General features: G+C 43.1%; 11 protein-coding genes and 2 tRNA genes. All 13 read right to left on the reverse strand.

Features of this window, described 5'->3' with window-relative positions; all coding sequences use genetic code 11:
• Window positions 1-173: 173 nt before the first annotated feature.
• The gene (gene rpsO, locus C9J46_RS10420) at window positions 174-443 is read right to left on the reverse strand and encodes a 30S ribosomal protein S15 (RefSeq protein ID WP_005369538.1); all 270 of its coding nucleotides are present in this window, start codon (window positions 441-443) and stop codon (window positions 174-176) included.
• Between the two features lie 197 nt (window positions 444-640).
• Window positions 641-1,591, reverse strand: coding sequence for a tRNA pseudouridine(55) synthase TruB (gene truB / locus C9J46_RS10425; protein ID WP_107290868.1), 951 nt, complete (start codon window positions 1,589-1,591; stop codon window positions 641-643).
• 2 nt (window positions 1,592-1,593) lie between these two features.
• A complete protein-coding gene (rbfA, locus tag C9J46_RS10430) occupies window positions 1,594-1,992 on the reverse strand; it encodes a 30S ribosome-binding factor RbfA (protein WP_105059538.1) in 399 nt (132 codons plus the stop codon).
• Window positions 1,993-2,085: 93 nt separating this feature from the next.
• Window positions 2,086-4,818, reverse strand: coding sequence for a translation initiation factor IF-2 (infB, locus tag C9J46_RS10435; protein WP_107260499.1), 2,733 nt, complete (start codon window positions 4,816-4,818; stop codon window positions 2,086-2,088).
• A 26-nt stretch (window positions 4,819-4,844) separates the two neighbouring features.
• A complete protein-coding gene (nusA, locus tag C9J46_RS10440) occupies window positions 4,845-6,332 on the reverse strand; it encodes a transcription termination factor NusA (RefSeq protein ID WP_107207283.1) in 1,488 nt (495 codons plus the stop codon).
• A gap of 22 nt (window positions 6,333-6,354) precedes the next feature.
• The gene (gene rimP, locus C9J46_RS10445) at window positions 6,355-6,810 is read right to left on the reverse strand and encodes a ribosome maturation factor RimP (protein WP_005369547.1); all 456 of its coding nucleotides are present in this window, start codon (window positions 6,808-6,810) and stop codon (window positions 6,355-6,357) included.
• A 188-nt stretch (window positions 6,811-6,998) separates the two neighbouring features.
• Window positions 6,999-7,075 (reverse strand) — tRNA-Met (locus C9J46_RS10450).
• Window positions 7,076-7,131: 56 nt separating this feature from the next.
• A tRNA-Leu gene (locus C9J46_RS10455) sits at window positions 7,132-7,216 on the reverse strand.
• A gap of 11 nt (window positions 7,217-7,227) precedes the next feature.
• Entirely contained in the window at window positions 7,228-7,569 is a 342-nt protein-coding gene (gene secG / locus C9J46_RS10460) for a preprotein translocase subunit SecG (protein WP_107260501.1), read from the reverse strand.
• Between the two features lie 263 nt (window positions 7,570-7,832).
• The gene (gene glmM, locus C9J46_RS10465) at window positions 7,833-9,170 is read right to left on the reverse strand and encodes a phosphoglucosamine mutase (protein WP_107207280.1); all 1,338 of its coding nucleotides are present in this window, start codon (window positions 9,168-9,170) and stop codon (window positions 7,833-7,835) included.
• A gap of 66 nt (window positions 9,171-9,236) precedes the next feature.
• Entirely contained in the window at window positions 9,237-10,070 is an 834-nt protein-coding gene (gene folP, locus C9J46_RS10470) for a dihydropteroate synthase (protein ID WP_107207279.1), read from the reverse strand.
• 67 nt (window positions 10,071-10,137) lie between these two features.
• Window positions 10,138-12,093, reverse strand: coding sequence for an ATP-dependent zinc metalloprotease FtsH (gene ftsH / locus C9J46_RS10475; protein WP_107207278.1), 1,956 nt, complete (start codon window positions 12,091-12,093; stop codon window positions 10,138-10,140).
• A gap of 49 nt (window positions 12,094-12,142) precedes the next feature.
• Window positions 12,143-12,772, reverse strand: coding sequence for a 23S rRNA (uridine(2552)-2'-O)-methyltransferase RlmE (gene rlmE, locus C9J46_RS10480; RefSeq protein WP_005369560.1), 630 nt, complete (start codon window positions 12,770-12,772; stop codon window positions 12,143-12,145).
• Window positions 12,773-12,810 lie beyond the last annotated feature (38 nt).

Here is a 12,810-nt window from a genome sequence, read left to right on the forward strand (position 1 = left end):
TTTTATCTATCATATTCCTGCCTTAGCATGCATACAACAAACATAAGATTAACTTCGGTACAGATAGTAGACGAAATTGAGGAAAATAACAGAAGGAAAAATATAAACTGCGGTATGTATTATCTTTTAAAACAAAAAGAAAGGAGCCATAAGGCTCCTTTCTAAAAGCAATCTTAGCGACGTAGGCCTAGACGCTTGATTAGGTCTTGGTAACGATCTAGGTTCTTACCTTTTAGGTAATCTAGAAGCTTACGACGACGAGAAACCATACGTAGCAGACCGCGACGGCTGTGGTGGTCGTGTTTGTGGTTAGCAAAGTGACCTTGAAGGTGGTTGATTTGCGCTGTTAAAAGTGCAACCTGAACTTCAGGAGAACCAGTATCATTTTCACATTGTGCGTATTCTGCAACGATTGCTGCTTTAGTTTCTGCATTCAGAGACATAACTCATTCCTAATACAAAGATGTTTTAATTTGTGCCGCCAATCTCTGATTCAGCCGGCACCCAAGCCGCGGATTATACTGATCGATATAGATAACTACAAGCGAATAATTAGTAACCACGACAATAATAAACAATAAATAGAAGTCTTCATTGCATTCTTTAAAAGCAAAGCAGTAAGTGGTTCTACCGTTGTCAATTAATCTTGCTGATGTTCATTCGCCATGACGCGTTTTGGCGCTAGCATACCTTTAAGATCGATAGTACCCACACCAATAAACTCACGCTCAGAACCAACAGAAATACGTACTAAGGTCCCTTTTGCAGGAACATTGTCAGCTTCTACCGGATTACCATTAAGCACATGCACCGCAACCTCAGCACTGATATTCACTTCAGGCAAATCTTGTACTGCGGTGTCGGTTGGTAGCAATAACGCATCCAGCACAGAGCCAGGTTCTATCTCATTGGCTTTTGCATCATCAAGCATCGCTTGTAACTGCTCAATAGTAACCATTCGCTCATACGGGAAGTTAGAAACCCCTGTACGACGCAACATGATAACGTGAGCACCACAACCTAACATTTCGCCCAGATCATCAACGATAGTACGAATATAAGTACCTTTTGATACATGAAGTTCCATTTCAACTTCATTATTATCAAAACGCAGTAAATCAACAGAATAAACAGTAATTTTTCGTGATTCACGAGGAACCTCGACGCCTTCACGTGCATATTCGTATAATTTACGCCCTTTGTACTTCAGCGCAGAATACATTGATGGGATCTGATCTGTTGTACCACTGAACTTATCAATACACGCTTCGAGTTGCTCACGATTAACGTTCACATCACGTGTTTCAACTACTTCGCCATCAGAATCAGAAGTATCAGTACGTTCGCCCAGTTTTGCGATCACACGATAGCGTTTATCTGAATCTAACAAGAACTGAGAGAACTTTGTTGCTTCACCAAAACAGATGGGCAGCATACCCGTCGCCAAAGGATCAAGCGCACCAGTATGGCCCGCCTTTTGAGCAAAAAAGATACGTTTTACTTTCTGTAAGGTATCGTTTGAACTAATTCCCGTAGGCTTATCAACTAAAATGACACCATTAATTGGGCGACCTTTACGACGACGTGCCATGCTTATTCCTCGCCTTTCTCTTCGTCTTCATCACCACGACGATCTTCATCGTCACGTACCGCTTTCGATACTAGGTTTGAAATACGCATACCTTCTGTTAGAGACTGATCAAAAATAAAGTTCAGCTCAGGTGTTACACGTAAACGGATCTCTTTACCTAAGAGTGAACGAATGTAAGGCGCCATTTCACGTAATGCTTCTAGGCTACCTTCAGCGGTTTGCTCACCGATTGGGAAAAACGTCACATAGATTTTGGCGTAATTCATATCACGTGATACATCAACGCTTGAAATCGTTGTCATTGCGATCGCTGGATCTTTGATTTCACGCTGTAGAATTACAGCTAATTCTTTTTGTAGCTGCTGTGCTACACGTTGGGTACGGCTAAATTCTTTTGCCATTTTGTTGCTCTCTCTAAGAATAGGGCTCTTGAAAGAATGGGGAGCCGAAGCTCCCCATAATCATGTTGTTGAATCAGTTAGCGACGTTGATAATTAATCAAGAGTACGCTGAATTTCAACAATTTCGTAAACTTCGATCTGATCACCAACGCGAACATCATTGTAGTTCTTAACGCCGATACCACATTCGTAGCCGTTCTTAACTTCGTTAACGTCATCTTTAAAGCGACGTAGTGACTCAAGCTCACCTTCGTAGATTACTACGTTATCACGTAGAACACGGATAGGGTTGTTACGCTTGATAGTACCTTCAGTTACCAAACAACCAGCGATTGCGCCAATCTTAGGTGACTTAAATACGTCACGAACTTCAGCAAGACCAATGATCTCTTGCTTGAATTCAGGAGCAAGCATACCGCCCATTGCCGCTTTAACTTCGTCAATTAGCTGGTAAATTATTGAGTAGTAACGTAAGTCTAGGTTTTCATTTTCGATAGTACGACGCGCAGACGCATCAGCACGAACGTTGAAACCAAGCACGATAGCGTTAGAAGCTGCTGCAAGTACTGCGTCAGTTTCAGTAATACCACCAACACCAGAACCTACGATATTCACTTTAACTTCATCAGTAGAAAGTTTACGTAGAGAATCTGCGATAGCTTCTACAGAACCTTGAACGTCAGCCTTAAGCACAACGTTAAGCTCTGCAACTTCACCAGCTGTCATGTTAGAGAACATGTTCTCTAGTTTCGCTTTCTGCTGGCGAGCTAGTTTAACATCACGGAATTTACCTTGACGGTAAAGTGCAACTTCACGTGCTTTACGCTCGTCACGTACAACAGTCGCTTCGTCACCAGATGCTGGTACGCCTGAAAGACCTAAGATCTCTACAGGGATAGATGGACCCGCTTCTTCGATTTCTTGACCTAGTTCGTTACGCATCGCACGAACACGACCGTACTCTAAGCCACAAAGAACGATATCGCCCTTATGAAGCGTACCTTCTTGAACAAGAACAGTCGCTACAGGACCACGGCCTTTATCAAGACGTGATTCTACAACCACACCTTTAGCCATGCCTTCAGAGGCTGCTGTTAGTTCAAGTACTTCAGACTGAAGTAGAATAGCTTCTAGTAAGCCTTCGATGTTTGTACCCTGTTTCGCAGAGATGTGAACAAACATGTTCTCACCGCCCCACTCCTCAGGAATAACGTCGTATTGAGCAAGCTCGTTTTTAACGTTATCTGGGTTAGCATCTTCTTTATCGATCTTGTTTACCGCAACGATCAAAGGAACACCTGCCGCTTTCGCGTGCTGGATTGCTTCGATTGTTTGAGGCATCACACCATCGTCAGCTGCAACCACTAGTACAACGATATCTGTCGCTTGAGCACCACGAGCACGCATAGCTGTAAACGCTGCGTGTCCAGGAGTATCAAGGAAAGTGATCATACCGTTGTCAGTTTCAACGTGGTATGCACCGATGTGCTGAGTAATACCACCGGCTTCGCCAGAAGCAACGTGCGCTTTACGGATGTAATCAAGTGTTGATGTTTTACCGTGGTCAACGTGACCCATGATAGTTACAACAGGCGCGCGAGAAACTTTTGCTAGGTCATCTGCGTTACGATCAGAAAGCACTGACTCTTCAAGCTCGTTTTCTTTACGTAGAATAACTTTGTGACCCATTTCTTCAGCAACAAGTGCTGCTGTTTCTTGGTCGATAACTTGGTTGATAGTCGCCATAGCGCCCATCTTCATCATCACCTTGATAACTTCAACGCCTTTTACAGACATCTTGTTAGCAAGTTCAGAAACAACTATTGTTTCGCCAATAACAACGTCTTGCTTAGCAACTTGCGCTGTTTTGTCGAAGCCATGTTGCATTGAGCTTGGCTTGTTCATTTGAGGTTTACCGCGACCACGTTGGTTACGGCCACCACGGCCACCGCGCTCATCTTGCTTAGCAGCTGGCTTTTTCTTCTTACGACGGCGAGAAGTTTCTTCTTTGCGGTCTTGTTCATCTTCCGCAGCACGTGCGTAAGTTGATGTCGTTGTATGGTAATCAGATTTTTCCATACTTACGTTTTGATCAGGTTTTACCCCGTTCTTTTCATTCTGTTCTGCCATCTTGCGAGCCTCTTCTAGCTGGCGCTGACTTTCTTCTTCGGCTTTTCGCTTGGCTTCCTCTTCCAGACGACGCTGTAGTGCCTCAGCATCTAGTTTAGCCTGTTTGTCAGCAACAGCGCGTAAAGCTTTCTCTTCAGCTTTACGCTTTTCCTGTTTGGTACGATTCGCCTTTTCCTCTGCGTCTCGCTTTGCTTTTTCTTCCGCTTCTCGTTTTGCAGATTCTTCTGCTTTACTCTGCTCTTCTTTGGCACGCTTAGCTGCTACTTCAGCTTCACGTTTTGCAGCTTCTTCCGCTGCTGTTTTGGCAATAGCTTCCGCTTCACGTTTTGCGGCTTCTTCGGCTTCACGCTTCACAGCTTCTTCCGCTGCGCGTTGTTCCTCTTCCAAAGCTGAACGTTTTACGTAAGTGCGCTTTTTACGCACTTCAACTTGAACATTTTTGTTCTTGCCGCCGCTACCAGACACGCTCAGCGTACTGCGTGTCTTACGTTGCAAAGTAAGACGATTTGGAGCGCCGTCAGTATTGCTGTTACCTCCATGCTCTTTTTGGAGATGGTTAAGTAACGCCTGCTTTTCGGTTTGGCTTACATTTTCATCAGCTTTCTTAGCAATACCTGCCTCTGAGAGCTGTTGAAGTAAACGGTCAATTGGCGTACCAATTTCTTCCGCCAATGTTTTAACGGTAACCTCTGACATAATGCTCCTCCCTTGCTTTATATTGATTACGCTTCGTCGCTGAACCAGCAAATATTACGTGCAGCCATAATTAGCTCACCCGCTTTTGCATCGTCCACGCCTTCGATATCGGTCAAGTCATCAGTTCCCTGATCAGCAAGATCCTCAAGCGTACAAATACCTTTTGCTGCTAGTTTAAATGCTAACTCGCGCTCAAGGCCTTCAAGACCTAATAGGTCTTCAGCTGGCTCAGCACCGTCAAGCGATTCTTCTTTAGCAAGCGCAAGTGTCGTTAATGCAGCTTTTGCACGACTACGTAGTTGATCGATAGTCTCTTCATCAAGACCATCAACATCCATTAGCTCACTTACTGGAACGTAAGCAATTTCTTCTAATGTAGTGAAACCTTCTTCAACCAATACCGTTGCGAATTCTTCATCAATATCTAGGTGCTTAGTAAACACTTCAATTGACTCTTTCGCTTCTTCTTGGTGCTTCTTCTGAAGATCTTCAACCGTCATTACGTTTAGTTCCCAACCAGTAAGTTGAGAAGCCAGACGCACGTTCTGACCACTACGACCAATCGCTTGTGCTAAATTATCTTTCTGCACTGCGATATCCATCGTATGGTTATCTTCATCAACAATGATTGAATCAACTTCAGCCGGAGCCATCGCATTGATCACGTATTGCGCTGGATTCTCATCCCAAAGCACGATATCAATACGCTCGCCGCCAAGCTCACCAGAAACCGCTTGAACACGTGCACCACGCATACCAACACACGCACCCACTGGGTCAATACGTTTATCGTTAGTTTTTACTGCAATTTTTGCACGTGAACCAGGATCGCGAGCAGCGCCCATTAGTTCAATAAGCTCTTCGCCCATTTCTGGCACTTCAATACGGAATAGCTCAGAAAGCATTTCAGGCTTAGAACGTGTCATGAATAACTGGAAGCCACGCGCTTCTGGCGCAACTTTGTATAGCAGACCACGTACACGGTCACCCGGACGGAAGTTTTCACGTGGAAGCTGATCATCACGCTGGATAACAGCTTCAGCATTATTACCAAGATCGATAATAACCGCATCACGGTTTACTTTTTTAACGATACCAGTGATTAACTCACCTTCATTATCGATAAATTGCTCAACAATTTGAGCGCGCTCAGCTTCACGTACTTTTTGTACGATAACTTGTTTTGCAGTTTGTGTCGTAATACGGTCAAACGTTACCGATTCAATATCATCTTCAACGTAATCGCCAGCAACAATTGTTGGATCTTCAAACTGTGCCGCTTCAAGAGTAATCTCAAGCGTTGGCTGAGTCACTTCTTCTACCGCTTTCCAGCGACGGAAAGTTTCAAACTCACCAGTTTTACGATCAATTGCAACACGTACATCAATTTCTGCTTCATGTTTCTTTTTCGTTGCCGTTGCAAGTGCGATTTCTAATGCTTCAAAAATACGCTCACGAGGAACAGCTTTTTCGTTGGATACCGCTTCTACGACAGCCAAGATTTCTTTGTTCATTTCTAATGCCCCAATTTAGCGGTTAGAATTTTGGAACCAGGTTGGCCTTAGAGATATTGCTCAGTGCAAAGGACTCTTCATTGCCATCTACTTTAAGTGTGATCAATTCGCCTTCAACTGCGACAATGTCACCTTTCCACTTACGACGGTTACCCATCGCCATTTTTAACACTATGTTAGCTTCGTGGCCAACAAACTGTTGATAATGTGCTGCTTTGAATAGTGGTCTTTCCAATCCAGGGGAAGATACTTCCAAGTTATAAGCAACAGTAATTGGATCTTCAACATCCATTACGGCACTTATTTGGCGACTAACTTCTGCGCAATCATCAACATTGATACCATTTTCATGGTCAATAAATACGCGAAGTGTGGAGTGCTCACCAGCACGAATGAACTCTAAACCTACCAGTTCATAGCCTAAAGCTAATACTGATGGTTCAAGCATTTCGGTTAATTGTGTCTCTAAAGCTGTCAAAACAACCCCCCTGGAAACAAAAAAAGGGCATAAAGCCCAGTAGATACCTGAATGGTCATGTTTCAGATAATAAAAAACCCCGAATTACGGGGTTTTTTATTACTGGACCCTGATTACCGAGACTCTATAAATCTGCCTCAGTAAGAAAACAAACATTCGTATTTAAGAATAGTTTATTTTCAGGAAAGTGGTTGCGGGGGCTGGATTTGAACCAACGACCTTCGGGTTATGAGCCCGACGAGCTACCAAGCTGCTCCACCCCGCGTCCGAATTCTAACGATTATATCGTTCGGGCGTTACTTTTTCAAGTAACCAGTATAATGGTGCCGAGAAGGGGACTTGAACCCCTACACCTTGCGGCACTAGCACCTCATGCTAGCGTGTCTACCAATTTCACCATCTCGGCTAAATCTTTAATTACTGAGGGATCTCATCAGTTGATGGCGCCTTCTCAGTTTTTGTTTTTTCAACAACAGGTTGTGTTGTCGCTGGTGCAGTTAGGTTATCCCAACTACTTCCCTCTGTTGCTTGTTTTGCACTCATGTTGCCAAGAACAAGGCTGATAACAAAGAAAATTGCAGCCAAAACTGTTGTCATTCGGGTTAAAAAGTTACCGGAACCGCTAGAGCCAAACAATGTGCCTGATGCTCCAGCCCCAAATGAGGCTCCCATATCTGCGCCTTTACCTTGCTGAACCAAAACTAGGCCAATTACACCAAGCGCGGCGACAAGATAAATCACAAGTAGAATTTCGTACATGGCTTCCACCTATGGTTAAATTGCTATGCCAGCTTTGCTCTAGGCAGGGCCAGCGCACTCCATCTTCCAAGGAGCGACTGAATACTAGCGAAACCCTATCGTAGTGACAAGTAATATTTGATGAAAAATGCTTTACACCACACCACTTGCACAACATTTAGCCAAAACGAAGTCGACATAAAAATATAGGCAGAGTATCACGCTACCCTGCCTTCTTGTTTGTGCGATAAAATTCGTAATTGAAATTTATCGCAAAATGCAAATTAACAGTTTTCTTTTACTGCTTTTGCAATATCAAGAGCATATTGCTGAACATCAGCCGCATCTTGTCCTTCAACCATAACACGAATTAATGGCTCAGTGCCTGACTTACGTAACAATACGCGACCATTATCACCTAACTTTTCTTCAACTAATTTAGTTGCAGTAATAACTTCATCAGACTTTAATGGATCAGAAGTCCCTTTGAAACGTACATTCTCAAGTACTTGAGGGAACATAACCATACCATCACAAAGTTCTTTTAAGCTCATCTTACTTGCTACGATTGATGCCATTACTTGAAGACCTGCAACAATACCATCGCCGGTTGTCACTTTATCAAGCAAAATGACATGACCAGAGTTCTCTGCACCAATCAACCAATCTTGCTTCTGCAGCTCTTCCATTACATAACGATCGCCTACTTTGGCGCGAACAAATGGAATGCCTAAATTCTTAAGAGCAACTTCCATGCCCATATTTGTCATTAATGTACCAACAACGCCCCCTTTTAGTTCGCCACGACGTAATGCATCACGAGCAATAATGTAGGCTATTTGGTCACCATCAACTTTATTACCTAACTCATCAACCATGATCACACGATCGCCATCACCATCCAATGCGATACCAAAGTCCGCTTTTTCTTCAAGTACCTTAGCCTGAAGCGCAGCAACATCCGTTGCTCCTACTTTATCGTTAATGTTCACACCATTAGGCTCACAACCGATAGCAATCACTTCGGCCCCTAACTCTGAAAATACTTTGGGTGCAATGTGATAAGTTGCACCATGAGCACAATCAACAACAACCTTAAAACCTTCAAGGCTTAAATGTGTTGGAAAAGTCCCTTTACAAAATTCAATGTAGCGTCCAGCTGCATCATCGATACGATAAGCTTTACCAAGCAATGCTGATTCAACACAGGTTAATGGTTTTTCCATTTCAGCTTCAATTGCAAGTTCAATATCATCAGGTAATTTAGTACCTTGAGCTGAAAAGAATTTAATACCATTATCATAATAAGGATTGTGAGAAGCGGAAATAACAATACCAGCTTCTGCTCGGAACGTACGAGTGAGATAAGCAACTGCTGGTGTTGGCATTGGTCCAGTGAATGCGGCCTTTAAACCAGCTGCAGCTAAGCCTGCTTCTAAAGCTGACTCCAACATATAGCCAGAGATACGGGTATCTTTACCAATTAAGACTTTTTTTGTCCCCGTTTGTGATAATACGCGGCCAGCAGCCCACCCTAACTTCATTACAAAGTCTGGTGTAATTGGTGCTTCACCGACTAAACCACGAATACCATCAGTACCAAAGAACTTACGTTCAGACATGTTTTGCTCCTAGCTATATTGAATACTTCAGTGACGAACAAATTAATGACACATCACAATTCACTTTTATTTCGATTGTTGCAGTACCATATTATAAATTTTCATGACTTCAGCTGTTTCTCTAGCATCATGAACTCGAATAATATGCGCACCTTTCATTGCTGCAATGGTAGCACAAGCTAAACTTCCCGCGAGACATTCAGCAGGTGGCTTACCTAATAAATTGAATATCATTGATTTACGTGACATCCCCGCTAATACAGGTAAACCAAATTGATGAAATTGTTCAAATTTCGCTAACATTTGATAATTATGTTCAAGCGTTTTACCAAACCCAAAACCAGGATCTAGGATCAACTGCTGACGTGAAATTCCAACATTTTCACACGCTGAAATTCGCTCACTCAGAAAATCAGAAACATCCTGAATAAGATGATTATAATTCGGTTGGTGCTGCATTGTACGAGGCTGGCCTTGCATATGCATCAAGCAAATCGGCACATTGGCTTTTGCGGCAACCTCTAATGCATTAGGCTCTTGCAACGCACGTACATCATTAATCAGATCTGCCCCTGCATTTACCGCCTCTTTCATGACCTGAGCTTTACTGGTATCAATTGAAATCCAACAATCAAAACGTTGACGAATAGCTTCAATGATCGGTACCACGCGATCTAACTCTTCACTAAGTGCCACCTCTTTAGCACCAGGTCGCGTTGATTCACCACCGATATCAATAATGGATGTGCCAGCTTGCAGCATGCTTTCCACATGATTGAGCGCATAATCAATACGATTAAACTTTCCACCATCAGAAAATGAATCTGGCGTAACATTTAAAATTCCCATGACCTGTGGGGTAGATAGTTCTAAATTTTTATTACGACTGGTTAACTGCATCTGCTATTCCATTTTATTAAGATAAAAAAAACCCTGACCAAGGCCAGGGTTTTTATTCAACGCTAAATTAAGCCTGAGGTTTTGTATCGGTATCGTCTTCTTTCGTCAACGCATCAATACCATCGCCAATTGGCTCATCAGGTGCTAATTCAGTTTCAGGTGCTTCTTTACCTGATGGTTTCATTGTATCGTCATTATCCGACCAACCTTTCGGTGCACGGATTTCTGCTTTACGTTCCATCAAGTCATCAATCTGACCTGCGTCAATAGTTTCATATTTCATCAATGCATCTTTCATTGCATGCATGATATCCATATTATCAACTAGAATTTGACGAGCACGTTGATAGTTACGATCAATTAAGGTGCGAACTTCAGTATCAATCAGTTTTGCAGTGTCATCAGACATATGCTTACTTTGTGTAACTGAACGACCAAGGAAGACTTCCCCTTCATCTTCAGCATAAAGTAATGGACCTAACTTCTCAGAGAAGCCCCACTGAGTCACCATCTTACGTGCAATATCAGTTGCGCGTTCAATGTCATTTGATGCACCTGTTGATACTTTATCTACGCCGTAAATCAATTCTTCAGCTAAACGACCACCGTAAAGACTTGAAATCATTGACTCCAAGAACTCACGAGAGTGACTTACACGATCTTGCTCGGGTAAGTACATCGTTACACCTAGCGCACGACCACGTGGAATAATCGATACTTTATATACAGGATCATGATCCGGTACTAAACGACCAATAATTGCGTGACCTGCTTCGTGATACGCAGTTGATTCTTTTTGATCTTCAGACATAACCATTGATTTACGCTCTGCGCCCATCATGATCTTATCTTTCGCTAATTCGAACTCAACCATCGAAACAGTACGCTTGTTACCACGGGCAGCAAATAATGCCGCTTCGTTAACAAGGTTTGCTAAATCAGCACCAGAGAAACCTGGTGTACCACGAGCAATCAATGATGGATTTACATCACCATCTAGTGGCACTTTACGCATGTGAACTTTAAGGATCTGCTCACGACCGCGTACATCAGGAAGACCTACCACTACTTGACGGTCAAAACGACCAGGACGCAGTAATGCAGGGTCTAGTACGTCGGGACGGTTCGTTGCAGCAATAACGATAATACCCTCATTGCCTTCGAAGCCATCCATCTCAACTAGCATCTGGTTCAGTGTTTGTTCACGCTCATCGTGACCACCACCTACACCAGCACCACGTTGACGACCTACCGCATCGATTTCATCGATAAAGATGATACAAGGCGCAGCCTTTTTTGCTTGTTCGAACATGTCACGCACACGAGATGCACCAACACCAACAAACATTTCAACAAAGTCAGAACCAGAAATAGTAAAGAACGGTACTTTCGCCTCACCTGCAATCGCTTTTGCAAGTAACGTCTTACCTGTACCAGGAGGACCAACCATCAACACACCTGTTGGGATTTTACCACCTAGCTTTTGGAAACGGCTTGGATCACGTAAGTAATCAACCAGTTCTTTAACGTCTTCTTTCGCTTCATCACAACCAGCCACATCGGCGAACGTTGTTTTGATTTGGTCTTCGCTCATCATACGCGCTTTAGATTTACCGAACGACATGGCACCTTTGCCACCACCGCCCTGCATCTGACGCATAAAGAATATCCAAACACCAATTAATAGAAGCATTGGGAACCACGAAATGAAGATTGAAGCCAATAGGCTAGGCTCTTCAGGTGGTGTACCAGAAACAGCTACGTTAGCGTTAATTAGATCGTCTAACAGCTTAGGATCATTAGCGACAGGTAAGTATGTTACATAGCTCGCATTATCACGTTTGGTTACAGTGATTTCACGATCATTGAATCGCACTTCCTTTATCTGATCCTGACCGATTTGACGGACAAATGTCGTATAGTCTACTTGACCACTTGCTTTACTACTGTTGGTTCCAAAGCTTTGGAATACAGACATAAGAACAACGGCAATGACTAACCATAAAATCAAGTTTTTTGCCATGTCACTCAAGGTGTTAACCTCGCGATAACTAAAAGATGAATGTAGATTACTACAGTTTGTAACCTGTAGCCACAATATAGACTTCACGCGAGCGATCTCGCGAGGAATCTGGTTTACGAATTTTAACCACTTTGAACATACTACGAATTTCAGCTAGATATTGGTCAAAGCCTTCGCCTTGGAAAACTTTTACCGTAAAACTGCCATTCGGCGCAAGTACTTGTCGACACATATCTAATGCAAGCTCAACAAGATACATCGCTCTCGGTTGGTCGGATGCAAGATTACCACTCATATTAGGTGCCATATCAGACATCACCACGTCAACCATATCTGGTTGAATGCGGTCCAATAGTGCATCTAACACAGCCTCTTCTCGGAAATCACCTTGCAGGAAACTAACACCTGGAAGGGAATCCATTGGCAAAATATCACAAGCAATGACTTGTCCTTCACTACCTACAATTTCTGCCGCATATTGTGACCAACCACCTGGTGCAGCACCAAGGTCAACCACTGTCATGCCCGGTTTTAATAACTTATCTTTGTTCTGAATTTCTTCAATTTTAAAGAAAGCACGTGAACGATAACCACGTTTTTGTGCTTCCTGAACATATTTATCGTCGAAATGCTCTTTTAGCCAGCGGCCAGAACTGCCGGATTGTTTTTTTCTACTCATGCCTAACCTAATGAGTTGAGATACTTGTTAAGTATACG

Source organism: Photobacterium sp. GB-36 (genome assembly GCF_003026135.1).
GTDB lineage: Bacteria > Pseudomonadota > Gammaproteobacteria > Enterobacterales > Vibrionaceae > Photobacterium.